General features: G+C 39.2%; 13 protein-coding genes. 3 read left to right on the top strand and 10 right to left on the bottom strand.

Annotation, left to right across the window (positions count from 1 at the left end; translation table 11 throughout):
* The first annotated feature begins 148 nt into the window (after positions 1 to 148).
* Positions 149 to 925, top strand: coding sequence for a hypothetical protein (locus ACKWCF_RS15875; protein ID WP_409478587.1), 777 nt, complete (start codon positions 149 to 151; stop codon positions 923 to 925).
* Positions 926 to 1,054: 129 nt separating this feature from the next.
* On the opposite strand, the gene ACKWCF_RS15870 is transcribed toward ACKWCF_RS15875, so the two are convergent.
* From ACKWCF_RS15870 to ACKWCF_RS15855, 4 genes are all read right to left on the bottom strand, one after another.
* Positions 1,055 to 1,585, bottom strand: a complete 531-nt coding sequence (locus tag ACKWCF_RS15870; protein WP_409478586.1) for an acetyl-CoA carboxylase biotin carboxyl carrier protein subunit — start codon at positions 1,583 to 1,585, stop codon at positions 1,055 to 1,057.
* A 12-nt stretch (positions 1,586 to 1,597) separates the two neighbouring features.
* Entirely contained in the window at positions 1,598 to 3,139 is a 1,542-nt protein-coding gene (accC, locus tag ACKWCF_RS15865; protein WP_409478585.1) for an acetyl-CoA carboxylase biotin carboxylase subunit, read from the bottom strand.
* Positions 3,140 to 3,151: 12 nt separating this feature from the next.
* Positions 3,152 to 4,708 (bottom strand): acyl-CoA carboxylase subunit beta, encoded by a 1,557-nt coding sequence (locus ACKWCF_RS15860; RefSeq protein WP_409478584.1) that lies wholly within the window; start codon positions 4,706 to 4,708, stop codon positions 3,152 to 3,154.
* Positions 4,709 to 4,792: 84 nt separating this feature from the next.
* Positions 4,793 to 7,789, bottom strand: coding sequence for an outer membrane lipoprotein-sorting protein (locus ACKWCF_RS15855; protein ID WP_409478583.1), 2,997 nt, complete (start codon positions 7,787 to 7,789; stop codon positions 4,793 to 4,795).
* 325 nt (positions 7,790 to 8,114) lie between these two features.
* Between ACKWCF_RS15855 and ACKWCF_RS15850 the strand changes: the two genes are divergently transcribed.
* Positions 8,115 to 9,368, top strand: a complete 1,254-nt coding sequence (locus ACKWCF_RS15850) for a hypothetical protein (protein ID WP_409478582.1) — start codon at positions 8,115 to 8,117, stop codon at positions 9,366 to 9,368.
* On the opposite strand, the gene ACKWCF_RS15845 is transcribed toward ACKWCF_RS15850, so the two are convergent.
* Positions 9,365 to 10,651 carry a hypothetical protein gene (locus ACKWCF_RS15845; RefSeq protein WP_409478581.1) on the bottom strand — a complete coding sequence of 429 codons (1,287 nt, stop codon included), beginning with the start codon at positions 10,649 to 10,651 and terminating at the stop codon, positions 9,365 to 9,367. The genes ACKWCF_RS15850 and ACKWCF_RS15845 overlap by 4 nt on opposite strands.
* Positions 10,651 to 11,826: a S8 family peptidase gene (locus tag ACKWCF_RS15840; RefSeq protein WP_409478580.1), complete on the bottom strand. Its 1,176-nt coding sequence runs from the start codon at positions 11,824 to 11,826 to the stop codon at positions 10,651 to 10,653. Before ACKWCF_RS15840 ends, ACKWCF_RS15845 begins: the two co-directional genes overlap by 1 nt.
* A 297-nt stretch (positions 11,827 to 12,123) precedes the next feature.
* On the opposite strand from ACKWCF_RS15840, the gene asnS reads away from it, so the two are divergent.
* On the top strand, positions 12,124 to 13,512 hold the full coding sequence (asnS, locus tag ACKWCF_RS15835; protein WP_409478579.1) for an asparagine--tRNA ligase: 1,389 nt from the start codon (positions 12,124 to 12,126) through the stop codon (positions 13,510 to 13,512).
* Here the strand turns inward: asnS and ACKWCF_RS15830 are convergent.
* From ACKWCF_RS15830 to ACKWCF_RS15815, 4 genes are read right to left on the bottom strand one after another with little or no spacing between them, the layout of a single operon-like run.
* Positions 13,509 to 14,333 (bottom strand): purine-nucleoside phosphorylase, encoded by an 825-nt coding sequence (locus ACKWCF_RS15830; RefSeq protein WP_409480268.1) that lies wholly within the window; start codon positions 14,331 to 14,333, stop codon positions 13,509 to 13,511. The two genes, asnS and ACKWCF_RS15830, sit on opposite strands and share 4 nt — an antisense overlap.
* On the bottom strand, positions 14,333 to 15,646 hold the full coding sequence (locus tag ACKWCF_RS15825) for a thymidine phosphorylase (RefSeq protein ID WP_409478578.1): 1,314 nt from the start codon (positions 15,644 to 15,646) through the stop codon (positions 14,333 to 14,335). The genes ACKWCF_RS15830 and ACKWCF_RS15825 overlap by 1 nt, the downstream gene beginning before the upstream one ends.
* On the bottom strand, positions 15,646 to 16,338 hold the full coding sequence (gene deoC, locus ACKWCF_RS15820; RefSeq protein ID WP_409478577.1) for a deoxyribose-phosphate aldolase: 693 nt from the start codon (positions 16,336 to 16,338) through the stop codon (positions 15,646 to 15,648). The genes ACKWCF_RS15825 and deoC overlap by 1 nt, the downstream gene beginning before the upstream one ends.
* Positions 16,339 to 16,365: 27 nt before the next feature.
* On the bottom strand, positions 16,366 to 17,442 hold the full coding sequence (locus ACKWCF_RS15815; protein ID WP_409478576.1) for a type IV pilus twitching motility protein PilT: 1,077 nt from the start codon (positions 17,440 to 17,442) through the stop codon (positions 16,366 to 16,368).
* Positions 17,443 to 17,460: the final 18 nt, after the last annotated feature.

Below are 17,460 nucleotides of genomic sequence, written 5' to 3'. Positions count from 1 at the left end.
TTCCCTCGTAAAACCAGTTATAAAAGCATTGGGCATGCCAGTGGTGACAAACTTTTGTACGAACCTGGTTTCTTTACAAACCTGCCCAAAATTGTTGCTTAAAATATACAGTCTTCATATGTTGCAGCCACATCCATAGGGGGAATGTATGAAGTTTTTAACGATTATGGTTCTCGCAAGTTTAACTTTGCCTTTCATAGCCAACGCGCAATCACTCGATAGTCGCGATCTTACGGCTGACATGGTTAACCAACTGACTACACTGAATGTGGAAGTCCAAGATGTCACAGAAAAATACGAACAAAAAAACCACGGCAAATTCAATTTTGAAAATGTGCAGTTTCAAAAAGAACAAGCCGCAGGTGACGTCATTAATTTTGGCGATCAACTAGGCGGAGATCCTTTAGATCAAGCTATTGGTAAGTTAAATAAAGTTGAAATTATCGTCGATAAAATCATTAATATAGGAACAAAAATCTGGAACGTTCTTGAAAAAGGAAAGCCAGTTGCAAACTACAAACAACAAAAAGCAACAGCGGTTCCACAAAATATTACAGCGTGGCAACAGCTAGAGGGTTGGAGTAATCCAAAAGCTAAATTCTATGAAATCAGTTATAAAAACTTATACGGCGTGACCGTTGCAAAGCTGGTTTATAAAATTATTTATCTATCGGGTGGCAGCTATAAGGGACAAGGTAAGTACATCGGTTACGTATCGGTTGAACCCCAAGAATTTACAACAGCCTACTTATACACATTCAATGTTCAAGCCCAAGTTGAGTCAGTTTACAATAAAGGAACATCAGAAAATCCTTTAGCAGGAATGATCATCAACATTAACTGGACAGTTTCAACAATCTTGAAAAAAGAGACACAATCTTACTCGTATCACATCGACGGGTTAGGAAATTTCTCAGCTTTATAATTTAAAGCTAGCAATAAAATTTGATACTTTATCAAAATCAAATTTTAAAAAGATCTGCAAAGGTCATAAAAAAACCCAGCTTATAAGGCTGGGTTTTTTTATTTGATTCAAAATGAAATTCAAAAAAACCTAAGAAGGTTTTTCGAACTTAATCAGCACAGCTCCGTTTTCAACAGAGTCGCCTTGTTTTACGCAGATCTGCTTGATCTTAACATCGCTTGATGCGCGCATTTCATTTTCCATCTTCATGGCTTCCATGATTAGTAGAGGTTTACCCGCTTTAACCACTTCACCTTCTTTAGCGAAGATCTCGATGATCTTACCAGGCATGCCGGCTTTTAATTCAACATTTGAACCAGCACCGCCGCCTTTTTTAAGAGATTCATGAAGTAACATTTCATCATTGAAGATTTTAATCGTACGGAACGAGTTACGTGCGAATACTGTGTATTCAGTATCTTGCCCTAATACGTCGATTAAGTAAGACTTTCCTTCAAAAAGAAAGCTTACGTACTCTTCAGCGTGTTGAAAGTCAGTTTTAGAAACGTCGTAATGTTTCCAGTCTTGGCCTTCAAGTTGTAAAGATACCTTCCAAGAATGACGTTCTTCATGGACATCGACTTTATATTTTCTACCTTGTAGTTCTGCTTCAAAATACATATTCGTTAATCCTTACGTTCTTAATGCAATCTTGCGGCTTAATGAGCGCCAGTTAGAGCGCACGTTGAATCTTCTAACGTCTTTTGATTTGCGGTCTTCAAAAGCCGTGATCGCTGCAGCGATTAAGAAAACTTTATCATTTACTTCACGGAACATTTGCGGCTCTAACACTTCAAAGTTCTTTTCAATGAACTGTGTTGTGTATGAACCATCTAAGAATTTTTCATGTCCTAAGATTGTTCTGTGTAAAACGATATTTGTTTTAATACCTGTTAATACGAACTCAGCTAAAGCACGTTGCATACGATCGATAGCTTCTTCGCGTGTATCACCCCAAGTAATTACTTTCGCAATCATTGGATCGTAGTAAATAGGTACTTCATAACCAGGGTACGCGTATGAATCGATACGTAAGAACGGGCCTTGCGGATGACGGCAAGCGCGAATTTGTCCCGGAGATGGTTTGTATGTCGTTGGATCTTCAGCGCAGATACGTGCTTCGATCGCATGACCTTTTTGTTTGATGTTTTCTTGTTTAAAGCTAAGTGGTTGTCCCTTAGCGACAAAGATTTGCTCTTTCACTAAATCAACGCCGATAACAAGTTCTGTGATCGGGTGTTCTACTTGAAGACGAGTGTTCATCTCCATGAAGAAGAATTCTTTAGTTTGGTTATCGAAGATAAATTCGATCGTACCAGCACCAACGTAACCAATTGATTTAGCAGCACGAACGGCCGCTTCACCCATTTTTAATTTTACATCCATCGGAACAGATGGAGATGGAGATTCTTCGATGATTTTTTGGTGACGACGTTGTACCGAACATTCGCGTTCAAATAAGTGAACAACGTTACCGTGCGTATCACCGAACACTTGAATTTCGATATGTTTCGGATCGTTGATAAATCTTTCGATATAAACCGTAGGATTTGCGAAGTAGTTTTGACCTTCAGATCGACAAGCGCGGAATGCGCTTTCAATTTCTGATTCATGACGTACAACGCGCATACCTTTACCACCACCGCCGGCAGTGGCTTTGATAATAATAGGTAAACCGATTTTTTTAACGATCGCTAAAGCTTCTTCAACAGTTTCTACACCGCCATCAGAACCTGGAACTAAGGGAACACCGGCTTTTTTCATTAAAGCTTTGGCAGATAATTTATCTCCCATTGATTCCATGTTTTCAGGAGTTGGGCCGATAAATGTGATTCCCGCTTCTTTACAAGCGCGAACAAAGATCGGATTTTCAGATAAAAAACCATAACCAGGGTGAATGGCATCAACACCTGCGGCTTTAGCAACTTCGATAATTTTTTTATAGTTTAAGTAGCTCTCTTTCGATGGGCTTGGTCCAATGTGGTAAGCTTCATCGGCTAAGAATACGTGTAAACTTTCGCGGTCAGCATCACTGAATACAGCAACCGTTCCAATTCCTAACTCACGGCAAGCGCGAGTTACACGAATTGCGATTTCACCGCGGTTAGCGATTAAAATCTTTTTGAACGGGGCGTTCTGTGGTGTTGAAATTTCGTGTGAGTGCATAGTTTTCATTTAACGCCCAACCTACAGAGGAATATTTCCGTGTTTTTTCGGTGGATTAGTGTCGCGTTTATTGCGAAGCATTTCCAACGAATCAATAATACGTTTACGAGTTAATGCAGGCTCGATCACTTCATCAGTGTAACCAAGATCTGCAGACACATAAGGGTTCGAGAACATTTGTTCATATTCAGCCGTTAATTTTGCGCGTTCCGCAGCTGGATTTTCTGCTTTAGCGATTTTTTCACGGTGAATAATATTTACCGCACCTTCAGCACCCATAACTGCGATTTCTGCAGAAGGGTAAGCTAAGTTCACGTCAGCGCGTAATAATTTAGAACCCATAACGATGTAAGCACCACCGTAAGCTTTACGAGTGATCACTGTAATTTTAGGAACAGTCGCCTCAGCGTAAGCGTAAAGAAGTTTTGCACCGTGAGTGATAATACCATTCCATTCTTGATCACGGCCCGGTAAGAAACCTGGAACGTCAACGAATGAAATAATTGGAATATTGAAAGCATCACAGAAACGGATGAAACGTGCCGCTTTTCTTGAAGCATCGATATTTAAACAACCTGCTAAGATTTGTGGTTGGTTGGCAACGATACCTACTGGACGACCATTCATACGCGCGTAACCTACAATTACGTTTTGCGCGAAGTTTTTGTGAACTTCTAAGAAGTAACCTTCATCCACAACTTCAGAAATAACTTGAAGCATGTCGTAAGGTTTTTTCGGGTTATCAGGAATTAAAGTATTTAAAGCTTCAACGATACGGTCTGGGCTGTCTTTAGTTCCTAAAGTTGGAGAATCATCTAAGTTATTAGATGGGATAAAGTTCATTAATTCGCGAATTAGAAGTAAACAATGCTTATCGTCGTTCGCTGTGAAGTGACACACACCTGATTTTTGTGAGTGTGTAACAGCGCCACCTAATTCTTCTTTAGTTACATCTTCATGAGTTACTGTTTTGATAACATCAGGACCAGTTACGAACATGTAAGATGTGTTTTCAACCATAAATACGAAGTCAGTGATTGACGGAGAATAAACCGCACCACCAGCGCATGGGCCCATGATCGCTGTGATTTGTGGAATCACACCAGAAGAAGTTACGTTTCTTGTAAAAATGTCAGCGTAACCGCCAAGTGATTCGATACCTTCTTGGATACGCGCGCCACCTGAATCGTTGATTGAAATAAATGGAGCTCCATTTTTAAGAGCTAAATCCATCACTTTGCAGATCTTGTTCGCTTGTGTGCGAGACATCGATCCACCGTTAACAGTGAAGTCTTGTGATGAAAGATAAACTAACTTTCCGTTGATGCGGCCGTAACCAGTGATGATGCCGTCGCCTGGAACTTTATTTTTTTCCATACCGAAGTTAGTACAACGATGAGTCATGAAACGGTCAGTTTCAACGAAGCTACCTGGATCAAGTAAAACTTCAACACGCTCACGTGCTGTTAATCTGCCATTTTGTTTGTGTTTAGCAATTTTATCCGCACCGCCGCCAGCAAAGGCACGGTCGTTTCTTTTTTCAAGATCTTGAATCTTTTGTAACATGATTTCTGACATAGTAATTCCTTGGTAAAGACCTCTCTCTTTTAAGAGATAGAATTTACCACGGTTAATTCTGCAGAAACAAACTTTTTAGTGCTTTTACTCTCGTGATAAGGCGCGCTGTGAAAACTCGTCTTCAGACAAGCCAGAGTTTGATTTAATATTTGAAAGAATTAAATCTGTGCCTCTTTTGTTAACTAAATTGCGCACCTTGATTGACTGAGCGCGATATGCTCCACCAACTTGCACATAGTTTTCAAAATCCACACGCTTAACGGCTTTGTTTTGTTTGTCGTAGTACTCTAAACGAGCTGGCAAACTTGTTTTCAACGAAACTAAAACTAAAGCTTTTGAATATCCAGTCGTGTTTGAATTCGATTTAATTTCAATTAGAGCAAAATCTTGGTTATTCACTTTCATTTCTTTAAGCAATGTTGCCTTAGAACCTTTCACTGTCGTGATGTCTAAGTCTTCTGGAGTTAGCTCAGAGCCTAAAACTCCAGCTTTTTTATTTTGATTTCCCATAATACGGCGGACTTGCTTTGTTGAAGGCAAATACAGCCATTGGTTTTCTTCGCCATCTTCAATCACATTTAAAAGTGCCGTTCCTTTTAAATCAGTTGGTGATTTCATACGCACAAGAGTCATGTGCTTTGCGCCAAACTTACGTTTGATCTGCATTGAACGTTCTTTAACAGTGCCGTCTTTTTCAATGATTTTCATTGTGACATCCGCCACGTCATCTTTACTGGCAATTAATGATTTTGATTTTTTTAATAATGAATCCACATCAAGCGTTGCTGAAAAAGATTTTTGCGCAAACACCAGTAACAGCAGAAACGAAGCTGTTGTGGCTGTGATCATTTTTGGCGGAGCCATAGTTTGGTTTTTTAATAAAAAGTTTGGATAACGTTTAATAAATGACGGTAAGAAAAGTAAATCAGCAAAAGCACCGGCAAAAATTGAAAGGATCATGTAAACTCCAAAAATCTTATTCATTTCAAAATACGAAAATGTAAATACGATAAATCCTGAAGCCACCAACACTGTAGCCAGTAGGCACGGAATCATCTCGGAAATCAGCATAGACTTCACAGGTAAATAGTCTACGAGATTTTTTTCTTTAATTACTTTTTTAAGTTTTCCCAATAGGTACACCGTATTAGAAAACGCTAAGCCAATCGCAATTGAAAATATAATGGCAACACTTGGTTTAATCGGAGTGCGCGACGCAGCTAAAATCGCAATTAACGCAAGTGGTGGAACTAAATTTGGTAAACAGGCCACAAGCGCCCATTTGTACGAGCGAAATACAAAAACTAAAATAAAACCGATCACGACAATCGCATGCCAGAAGCTAAAAATTAATTCTTTCGACATCTCAGAATTTAATTGGTGAGCGCTTACTCCCATTCCAGAAATGTTATAACGAATACCTGGAAAGTGTTTTTGAATTAAGTATCTCGATTGTTCTAAATCTTTTTGCTGCGTATAGAAGGGAGCATCTTTTAAACGTAACTCTAAACGCGTTAAATGATTTAATTGGTTTAAATAAGATGCGGTCGGATCGTTTTCAGCCATTGAAAATAAAAAAAGTGATTCTGATGCTTCAGCAGCTGAGGCTGGTAGGCGTGAACCTTTAAGCGAAGATTTTTTTAATAAATCAGCTGTGGTGATCACTGAGCCCACAGAGTTTAATTTTTTTAAATCTTTAGAGAGTAAATCCAGCTTTTTCATCGCTTGTGGATCAACCCAAGTTTTTTCACTGCCAAAAAGCACAATTGAAACAGGGATTGTTCCACCGAATGTTGAATCGATTTTTTCAGTGTTAATACGAGTCGCGCTGTCTTTTGGAAGATCGTCAAATAAACGGGTATTCCAGTTTAAAAAGAAAAAGCCGACGATACCAAACACCAACAAACTATATGTCGTGGCCATGACGGAGCGACTGTATTTTAAAAGACGTAAACTCCAGAAAGCTTTTTGTGACGACCATGAACGCAGATCAACTTTAGGTAAAAACAATAAAGCGGGAATCATAAATAGCTGAGATAAAAACCAGCTTAATACAATGACTGTTGAAACGGATTGGCCATATTTGTGAATAATACCGATATCAGAGGTCATTAACATTAAAAAGCCGATCGCCGGCATAAGTGTCGCTAAAAAGTATTCTAAAAAGTGTGAACGTAAGTTTTCGATTATACCTAGAAACTTCGTTTTTAGATTAGGGCTTGCGTATTCAGGAACTTTAGCAACGCGCAGTAAGATGTGCACAGTTAATGAAATTGTCATTAAGCTCACTAACACCGGAAGCGTTGATAATAAGACATCAAGCTTAATGCCAAAAAGCACCAGCATCGCAAGGCTTATGATATTGACGAAAACTAAATTCGCTACCGATAAAGCTAAGCCTGACCAACCACCAAAGATAGTCATTAATACACCGATAAAAACGAGCACGCCAAAAATCACCGAACGAATTAATTCCGCCTTTAAAAGTTTAGCGACATCGTTTTGTAATAAGGGAACACCAGCGTATTCAGCTGAGATATTTTTATATTTAGTTTTAAGTAAACCATCCACATAGGCTTGAAAGGCCTGCATCTTTTCAGGTGTATTGTCTGTCAGCTCTACAACAAATAATGTTTGTTTGTTATTTTTTGATAGTAGATTTGGTTTAGCGATCGGATGTGACGCGATCATTTTTTTCCAGTATTTTACGGGGACTTGCGCAAACAAATCTCCGACATATAAATCCTGATTTACCTCGAAGGTTCCTTGAATCTTTCCTAAACTGTACAGAGTTTTTACAGAATTTTCTGACTCCATATCGGTCGCAAAATCACGCAACTGTGTAATCAAATTTTGACTCAACCACGGCGCTTGATTTTTGTTCTCTAAGATCATCACCAAGCTTGATTTTTCTTGTAACTTAAAATGAGCCACCACGCGGCGCTCTTGCTCTAACAGCGCGTGCTTCTTTGGAAAGAATTGTTTGATGTTATATTCAGATGAAAGATGTTTTAAACTGTAAAAACTTAGACAGAAAATCGTAAACAAACAAAGTGCAAAAATTCTGATAAAAAATTTCACACTTTCCTCGGATTTTTGGCTAAAATACTTTATAAATCTTTTTTGAAAGCACTTCATAAAAATTTCTTTCTACCGAATAGTTTATCCACGAGGGATTCATATGTTAAAAAACATGGAACGTTTATTTTCATCGGACGAAATTAAAAAAACATGTAGAGGTCTATCAATAATTTTTGTTTTTCTGATGTGTGCAAATGCAAGTGCACAGAAGTTGTCCGGAAATTTTCTGATTTCTACAACCAAGCTTAAGCAGACGCTGCAAGATTTGATAGTCCAGAAAAAACCTATTGCTGGTGTGTACGAAACGCCTCTGACATTCAGTTCTTTGATCCCAATTTCTGTAAATAATGTTCAATACAATCTTGATTGGAAAAATGTTTCATTTAACCCGATTGAAAATAACAATATTCAGTTTGCTCTAGTAGAGCCGCAGTTAGATATTTTGGTTCCGAAGTTAGAGATTGATACTTATTTAGTAAAAGAAGTAAACGGTGTTATTTTAAAAGTTCGTGTGCAATCGACCTGCGAAAATATTCGTTTAGTGACAACAACAGATGCGATTTCAGTTTTAGCAGGAATTTCGGGCTCAGCGAAATCAGATCACGTAAATATGTCAGCTAATATCACTGACGTGAACTTGGGAAAACCAAAACTTTCAGTGCAGAATTTAAAATGCAGCAATATCGCAGGCTTTGAAGATTTAGTCGCTGATGAAATCTTACAGCAATTTACCCAATTAGATTTCTACAAACCTGTTTTATTAAGTAAAATGAATGAGCTTTTAGCGGGGCAAGTTGAAAAGTACGCGGCTAAAGCTGAAAAAGCGATTAAAGACCAAGTAATGACAGTCGATGGTTTATCCGCGCCGCTATTTAGTTTATTGCAAATTAATGATCAGTATATAGATATTGGTTTTTCTTTAAATAACCCTGACGCCACATTTAGTAATGTCACAAATTACAAGTTAAATTCTGATGGGGCCATGGTTGTGGATAAATCAGAGTTGCAAGACTACATTAAACAAAGTCTATCAGCGAAGTTAGCCAAACTTTCTTATTCATCTAAAACGATCACTGAGTTAGATAAATTAACTCGTTCTCGCTTTAAGCAGTTTTTCGTGTGGCCCGCTTTAATGAAACTGCCTAAGGGCCAAGAACTCATCTTGCGCCCGATGCTTGAATCATTAAGTTTTACTTTAAAACCTGATAGCTATGTGACAAATCTTAATCTGACGGCGACAGCAGGCATTTGGGTAATGGGGCGCAATGAGCAGATGGTGTATTTACGTTCAAATTTAACAGCTGGCTCAAACGTAGCGAACGCGGCACAAGTGAAAACCACAATTCAATCGTTAACATCGAATGCGGTGTGGGATCAGAATTTTCTTAAGCGTTACGGCGCCTCAAAAAGAATTTCAACCAGCATCGTTGATTCGACTGCCGAGAAATTTTTTAACGATAACTGGGCTACAGCTAATCTAAGCGTATTAAAACTAACAGACACTGTGTCAGCCTCTTTAAAAAAGATTTTTTACAGTAAGGATAACAAATTGTATTTTGAGTTAAACCTTAATAATTAAAAACTAGTGCCGATTTTAAGCGATGCTGAATCGGCTTTATCAAAATAAGAAAGAAGAGCGCCTTCTTTTCCACCGACAGCCACAACTTGCAGTTCAGTGTACGCATTTTGCGTGAAAAAATACTTCGGACGAAGTGTGGCTACGTAAGATCCTTTTTTGCTATCATACAATCCACCGGCTAATAGGCTAAATTTATCATTGGGTGCATAGCGAAGCCCCAAAGCCTGTGCGTTTTCGTATAAGTTCGTAATCGTTGAAAGATTGCTATTATCTACACGGCTATTGATCTGTTGTGCTGTCGCTTCTAAAATCGCAATCCAGTTTCCTAAAGTCTTCTCAAGGGCGATGGTGCTCATTAAGGTCTTTTTGTTTTCGCTGACTTCTTGATTTGAAAACACTTTAATAATTAAACCCATCGATTCGAGTGGAATATTAAAACCGCCGCCGTAGTTTTTAACTTTTTTCCAGCGCACATCTAATTCAATCGGGTTATCTAACTTAATGGCAAAAACCGGTGTAGTTGAAATTAAAGTGCCCGTTAATGTGGGTGAAATATCCGGAGAGCTCGATAAAGTCTCAGCCACTTGCAGAATAATATCCGTGTAAGAGGTCGTAATTTTAGTTTTAAAAATATAATTATTTTTTAAATCATCTTTAGAGCGTTCTTCGTTATTAATGCGGTAATTTGGATTGTCAGGTAGGGTAATCAGAAAACTTTCTGATTCCGTCGGCAGAACACCTTCACGTGGGTACCAAGCGCTGCTTTCTTGCGGGATCACGGGAATACGATTTTTTGGTGTATAGCCCACTTCAAATGATAAATAATTATTAACAGCTAGCTCAGCTTTTAAACCCAATAAAGCTAATTTTCCAGAATGAAGGGGATCTAAATAGTTCTTCGGCTGTTGGTAATCTAAAGGATCTAAAATATCTGGGCCTTCTTTTTTCATTTGAAAAAATCCCAGAGTCCAACTTAAGTGCGAGCCAAAATATTTTAAGCCCACTTCTTTGGGTTCAACTAAGGCTTTGTCTTGATCTTTGATTTTTAAATTATCGAGGTAATAAACTTCAGGTGATAAAGCAAATTCATATTTAGAATTAAAAATGACTTTATTTTCGCTGGATAAAAAATAGAAGACTTGGTTTTTTTCAGCAAATTCAGAATCAACGGCGTAAGAATTTCCGGCCACGTAGACTTCGGTTTTGGTATCAAAATCCAAAGCCCATGTTTGTTGAGTTAATAAGAAAAGAAAAAATAAAATCTGAATAAACTGGCTGCGCATTACTGCGATGATAACATCGCACGTAAAGCATCTAAAGCTTTTTTCACATTAACACGGCCACGCGTGCTGACTTGGTATTCTGAAAACACATCAACTGACGAAAACAAAGCTTGTTTGATCTGTTGCGCTGTCGCAGCAGGTACTGCACTCCATAATAACGCTGCGGCACCTGAAACCATCGGGGCTGCCATACTTGTTCCATCCATATCATCAACACGATTTAGTGGAATTGTAGAATAAATACCTACGCCAGGTGCGCCGATATTCACTGTGTGATAACCACGGTTAGAAAACGAGATAAAGCGGTCATCAATTGTTGTCGCGGCCACGTTGATTTGATTCGCTAAGCGAAAAGCGGCAGGATAATCCGGAGAATAATCTGAATTTACACCATCATTACCAGCGGCAGTCACAATTAAGATGCCACGGTTAGATAAAGCAGTGACTGCATCTTTAAGTGAACCAACACAACCTGCGCCACCCCAAGACATATTGATAATTTTAGCGCCCTTATTAGCTACTGAATTCATTGCTAAGATGGCATCACCCAAAGAGCCACCGCCAGCGTTACTGATAAATTGACCAGCTAAAATTTTTGCCGAAGGGGCAACGCCCACCACAGGCCCTAAACTTCCATCAGCCGCAATAATACCTGCTACGTGTGTGCCGTGAATATTGATGTAAGGATCATTCATTTCTTGGTTAAACTGTTCGTTTGAAATCACATTGTTAGATAACTGAACGTGTGAGCTATCAACCATCCCGTCAACAACGCCGACTTTTACACCTTGGCCTTTATAGCCTTGCGCCCACACTTGATCAGCGCCAATTTTTTCGGGGCCCCAACTTAAGCCAGAAGCTTGTGCTTGCACCTCAGAGCTATTAGCCATGGGTCGCAGTTGAATTTTATAATCACGATCAACGTGTTTGATTAAAGCTAAATTATCTTTAACGAATGACTCTCTAAAGTCATCATCAGTCGTACCTTTGTCGGTGGTTTCAACGGTGATTGAGCCGTCTTCCCATTGCACAACATAGCGGTTTGAGAGGGTGTTGGTTTCACAATAAGCTTGAGCGGTTTCAGAGAAAACAGATTCTTTAGATTTACCGTTATTACATCCGGTTAAAGCGACTAGACCTAAGACTAATAGCACGATCTGGAAATTGTTTTTCATTGTTCTCATTTCTGCACTCACAAGTACATTCCCGTTCTTACTTGTGACGACCTTTTGAGAACTGATCGGTTAGTTGCGAAACATAACCTAGTCCTGACTGAATCGTTTTAGGAAAATCTGGACCGTAAAAAAAACTGCTATAAACAGGCTTTTTACTAGCTATTAAGTTTTCTTTATGACGAATTTGAAATTAATTTTAACCGCTTTTAAAGCATGCGTCGGGCAAGGCTTTTGTTTAACTACACGCATTTGTTTGGAATGTTTGCCTAGGCCTGACAAATCAGATAGTCTAGCTCCATGAAAAAAACAGTACGTAGCCTATACAAAGAGTCTGAAAAATTAATCGGTCAACAAGTGCAACTAGCAGGTTGGGTTAGAAAAATCCGCGACCAAAAAAGTTTTGGTTTTATCGAACTTAATGACGGTAGCTTTTTTAATGGCGTACAAATTGTTTTTGATCAAAGCCTGCCAAATTTTGATGAAGTCGCAAAACTTTCTATCGCCAGCTCTATTCAAGTTGTTGGTCAGTTAGTTAAATCTGAAGGTGCAGGACAAGCTTTTGAAGTGAAGGCTTCTAAAATTGAAGTTTATCAAAAAGCTGATGCGGATTACCCGTTACAAAATAAACGTCACAGTTTTGAATTTTTACGCGAGATTGCTCACTTACGCCCGCGCTCAAATACATTTTCAGCCGTTTTTCGCGTACGTTCAGTTTTAGCGTTTGCAATTAACAAATTTTTCCAAGAAAAAAACTTCGTGCTTGTGCACACGCCGATCATCACTGGATCTGATGCTGAGGGTGCTGGCGAAATGTTTCGCGTAACAACACTGAACTTAGACAAGCTTCCTCGCACTGAAGATGGTCACGTTGATGCGAAACAAGACTTCTTCGGTAAAACAACAAGTTTAACAGTGAGTGGCCAGTTAAACGGTGAAACGTTCTCAGCAGCGTTTGGTAACATTTATACTTTTGGTCCTACGTTCCGCGCTGAAAATTCAAATACGTCTCGTCATGCAGCTGAATTCTGGATGATTGAGCCAGAAATGGCTTTTGCCGATTTATCGGCGAATATGGACATTGCTGAAGAGATGGTGAAATACATTATTAAATACGTGATGGAGCAATGCCCAGAAGAAATGAATTTCTTTAACCAATTCGTAGAAAAAGGATTATTTGATAAATTGAACAACGTTTTAAATAACGAATTCGGTCGCTTAACGTACACTGAAGGTGTTGAGATTTTAAAAAAATCAGGTAAAAAATTCGAATATCCAGTTGAATGGGGTACAGATTTACAATCTGAACACGAAAGATATTTAGCTGAAGAGCATTTCAAAAAACCAGTGTTCTTAACGGATTACCCTAAAGAAATTAAAGCTTTCTACATGAAACAAAATCCAGACGGTAAAACAGTTCGCGCGATGGATTTGTTAGTTCCAGGTATCGGCGAAATGATCGGTGGATCACAACGTGAAGATAATCTTGAAATCTTAGAAACACAGATGAAACGCATCGGTTTAGAGCCAAAAGATTACTCGTTCTATACAGATTTACGCAGATACGGAAGCTTCCCGCACTCAGGCTACGGTTTAGGCTTTGAAAGAATGCTTATGTACGTAACAGGAATGGGCAACATCCGCGACGTCATCCCATTCCCACGCACACCGAAGAACGCTTTATTTTAAATCTTACTAATAAATTCTTTTAAGAAATCGCAAAAACTTTTTTCAACGCGCTTTGCAGTCACCGTGACTTCATCGTGCGTTAGTTTGTGTGCGCTGATACCAGCGGCTAAGTTTGTAATACAGCTAACCGCCGCTACTCTTAGACCCATGTGGTTGGCCGCAATCACTTCTGGCACTGTCGACATACCCACAGCCTTACCGCCCATTGATTTAAACATGCGAATTTCAGAAGGTGTTTCATAAGTAGGGCCCGTTACGCCGATATAAGTTCCTTTATGAAAGAAAACTTTTTGCGCGCGAAAAATCTTTTCAGCCATTTCTAAAAGTTCTTTATCATAAGCTTGAGTCATATCCGGAAAACGAGGTCCAAGGGTTTTAATATTTGGTCCCATTAATGGGTTAGTGCCCATCATGTTGATATGATCTTCGATAATCATAAAATCGCCAGCATTCATACCATCACCATAACCACCAGCAGAATTAGTCACGATTAAGATCTCTATGCCAAGAGCTGCCATTACACGTGTTGGAAATACCACCGTGTTCATATCGTGGCCTTCGTAGTAGTGCAGACGACCTTGTAGAACCACTAATTGCACGCCATCAATATCACCTAATATTAAATTTCCTGAGTGGCCTTCAACCGTTGTTGGAATAAAGTTAGGAATCGCATTGAACGGAAAAGTTGTTTCAACATTCATATGCGATACGAAGTGGCCTAAACCCGAACCCAAAATAACACCGATACGTGGTTTTACTTTAGATTGGCTTTTAATATAGGTAACGGCATCAGTGATATTTTGTACGACATTGTTGTTCATCATAGTAGGACCTCTTTAATTAATTTATGTTCAATAAGTTTTTCTGCAGAAACAGTCACAGCTTGGTGTAATAAATGTTCTGTTTCAGAAAGTAAAGATTCATCATCGCAATGAATTGTAAAAATAGTTTCGCCAGCTTTAATTGGATCACCAATTTTTTTATGAAACTCAATACCTGTCAAAGGATCAATCACATCTTCTGTGATTTTGCGACCTGCTTTAAGCACAATGCCGGCAATTCCCACTTTTTCTACATTGTAGTTTGTAATGTATCCACTAGATGTAGAATTTACTTTTGATTGTTTTTTTGCATAACGAATGTCGGCAAGGTTTCCACCTTGTTTTCCACACATTTTTTCAAAAATTGCCAAAGCTTTTCCTGAAACTAAAGCTTCTTCGGCCATTTTATACGCTTCTTCAAAAGATTTAGTTTTTCCAGAAAGGTGAATCATGTGGGCTGATAATTGAAGAGATAATTCGCGTGTGTCTTCGTACATATCGTGACCATCAACGCCGATGTGTTTTTTATTCTTCATGATTTCAAGACATTCATAAACTTCAAACGCGTTGCCCGCATAACGACCTAACGGTTGATTCATCGAAGTGATCAAAGCGACAACTTTTTTACCGTAGCCCACGCCAATCGCCATTAATTTTTGTGCTAATTCATGTGCTTGCTCAGATGTTTTCATAAATGCACCAGTTCCAAATTTCACATCAAGCACTAAACCATCAATGCCTTCAGCGATTTTTTTCGACATGATACTTGCGCAGATTAACGGGTAACTTTCAACAGTGGCCGTTACATCACGTAAAGCATAGATTTTTTTATCAGCCGGGCAGATATCTTTTGTTTGCCCGATGAAGCACGTGCCGATTTCTTTTGTGATGCGAATAAAGTCTTCTAAACTTTGTTGCGTGTTAAAACCAGGAATTGATTCTAATTTATCAAGCGTTCCGCCAGTATGACCAAGACCACGCCCTGAAATCATCGGAACATAAACACCACAAGCCGCAACGATTGGTCCAAGAATTAAACTTGTTTTATCACCCACGCCACCGGTTGAATGTTTATCAACTTTAAAGCCGGGTATAGATGACGTATCAACAACGATGCCCGAATGAAGCATTGTTTTTGTCAGCGATAATGTTTCGGCCGTTGTCATGCCTTTAAAATAAATCGCCATTAATAGCGCAGACATTTGGTAATCAGGAATTTTTCCGCGCGTGTAACCTAAAATAAAACTTTCGATTTCTTGTTCGGAAAGTTCAAAGCCGTTTCTTTTTTTCTTAATAATTTCTGCAGGTAGCATTAGTAACCAGTTTTTCCAGCCTGGCCAGTTACAATGGCAACACCAGAGCTTGTTCCGATACGGGTCGCACCGGCCGTAATCATTTTTACAGCGGCATCAAAATCACGAACTCCACCAGAAGCTTTAACTTGTGCTTTGCTTTGCACGATTGATTTCATTAACGTCACATCTTCAACAGTAGCGCCACCGCCGCTAAAGCCAGTTGATGTTTTTACAAAGTGCGCGCCTGCATGAAGACTGATTTCGCACACTTTACGTTTTTCTTCTTCAGTTAACATGTGTGTTTCTAAAATAACTTTGACCGGATGACCTTGCGCTGCCATCACAACATCTTTAATGTCTTTTTCAACATAAGACCAATCTTGTGATTTCACCGCGCCCAAATGCACAACCATATCGATTTCAGTGGCCCCAAGGTTTAAGGCACGTGTTGTTTCAAATACTTTAGTTGATGTATCACAAGCGCCTAAAGGAAAGCCAATTACGGCTGCAATTTTAACAGCACTGTTTTTTAAAATTTCTTTGCAAACAGAAATCATCGATGAGTTCACGCAGACAGCGTAGAACTTATGAACTAAGGCTTCTTCACAAAGCTTTTGAATCTGAGCGCGAGTCGCTTCAGGTTTTAACAATGTGTGATCAATGTATTGAGCAATATCTTCGGGAGTTAACTTTTTTAAATCGGATGTCATTGTTCAATTTGACATCCGATCTATGTGTTAGGCAACTTTTTTTCCAGTTGGGGTGATGCCGCCAGTATTCGGCGTCTCTTTGCCTAAGAAAGAGCGTGCATCTGCATCAAGGATAAGACCTTTTTTCACAAGATCATCCAAGTATTTTTCAAATAGAACCATACCTTGGCTGGCGCTGGTTTGCATAATCGATGGAATTTGATGATTTTTACCTTCACGAATTAAATTCGCAACGGCGCGAGTTCCTTTTAGAACCTCAAAAGCCGCGACACGCCCCATTTTATCTGCACGCGTGAAAAGTGTTTGTGCCACAACTCCGCGTAATGATTCAGATAACATGGCACGAATTTGTGCTTGTTGGGCCGCAGGGAAAACGTCAATGATACGGTCAATTGTTTTAACCGCTGAATTCGTGTGAAGAGTACCGAAAACTAAGTGACCTGTTTCTGCAGCAGTTAAGGCTAACGAAACGGTTTCTAAGTCACGCAGCTCTCCTACCAGAATGATATCTGGATCTTCACGCAGAGATGCTTTTAAAGCATTCGAGAAAGATTTTGTATGTGCACCAACTTCACGTTGATTCACTAAGGATTTTAAATTCGGATGTACGAACTCAATCGGATCTTCAACCGTGATGATATGAGCTTCACGAGTGGCATTGATGTGTTGAATCATCGCAGCAAGTGTTGTTGATTTACCAGAACCTGTAGGTCCCGTAACTAAAACAAGTCCACGATCGTGTTCAACAAGGTCAACGATTGTTTGTGGTAAGTTTAATTCGGTTGCTGATTTAATTTTTTCTGGAATTGTACGAAACACAGCGCCTAAGCCTTTACGCTGCATGAAGATGTTACAACGAAAACGCCCCACGCCTTCAAGAACGTAAGCGAAATCTAACTCCCATTTTTCTACGAAAGCTTTCTTTTGTTTTTCATTTAAGATTTCGAAGATCAAGCCTTGTACGTCTTGGCTTGTCAATTGGCGGTAATTCAGTGGCGACATCATCCCGTGAACGCGAAGATACGGAGGTGCGCCGCTTGTCACGTGCAAATCCGAAGCTTTTTGCTCAACCATTAATCGAAATAGATCATCAATTGTAGCCATGTTATTATCCTCACATTG

This window comes from Pseudobdellovibrio sp. HCB154 (assembly GCF_046267985.1).
Taxonomy (GTDB): Bacteria; Bdellovibrionota; Bdellovibrionia; order Bdellovibrionales; family Bdellovibrionaceae; genus Pseudobdellovibrio.
This window is presented reverse-complemented; position numbering and strand designations above follow the sequence as displayed.

Excerpts from the sequence above, each read along its gene's own strand:
- ACKWCF_RS15825 (WP_409478578.1), bottom strand. The coding sequence starts at position 15,646 with ATGCTACCTGCAGAAATTATTAAGAAAAAAAGAAACGGCTTTGAACTT.
- ACKWCF_RS15845 (WP_409478581.1), bottom strand. The coding sequence starts at position 10,651 with ATGCGCAGCCAGTTTATTCAGATTTTATTTTTTCTTTTCTTATTAACT.
- ACKWCF_RS15815 (WP_409478576.1), bottom strand. The coding sequence starts at position 17,442 with ATGGCTACAATTGATGATCTATTTCGATTAATGGTTGAGCAAAAAGCT.
- ACKWCF_RS15860 (WP_409478584.1), bottom strand. The coding sequence starts at position 4,708 with ATGTCAGAAATCATGTTACAAAAGATTCAAGATCTTGAAAAAAGAAAC.
- ACKWCF_RS15870 (WP_409478586.1), bottom strand. The coding sequence starts at position 1,585 with ATGTATTTTGAAGCAGAACTACAAGGTAGAAAATATAAAGTCGATGTC.
- ACKWCF_RS15840 (WP_409478580.1), bottom strand. The coding sequence starts at position 11,826 with ATGAAAAACAATTTCCAGATCGTGCTATTAGTCTTAGGTCTAGTCGCT.
- deoC (WP_409478577.1), bottom strand. The coding sequence starts at position 16,338 with ATGACATCCGATTTAAAAAAGTTAACTCCCGAAGATATTGCTCAATAC.
- ACKWCF_RS15875 (WP_409478587.1), top strand. The coding sequence starts at position 149 with ATGAAGTTTTTAACGATTATGGTTCTCGCAAGTTTAACTTTGCCTTTC.
- asnS (WP_409478579.1), top strand. The coding sequence starts at position 12,124 with ATGAAAAAAACAGTACGTAGCCTATACAAAGAGTCTGAAAAATTAATC.
- ACKWCF_RS15830 (WP_409480268.1), bottom strand. The coding sequence starts at position 14,333 with ATGAACAACAATGTCGTACAAAATATCACTGATGCCGTTACCTATATT.
- accC (WP_409478585.1), bottom strand. The coding sequence starts at position 3,139 with ATGAAAACTATGCACTCACACGAAATTTCAACACCACAGAACGCCCCG.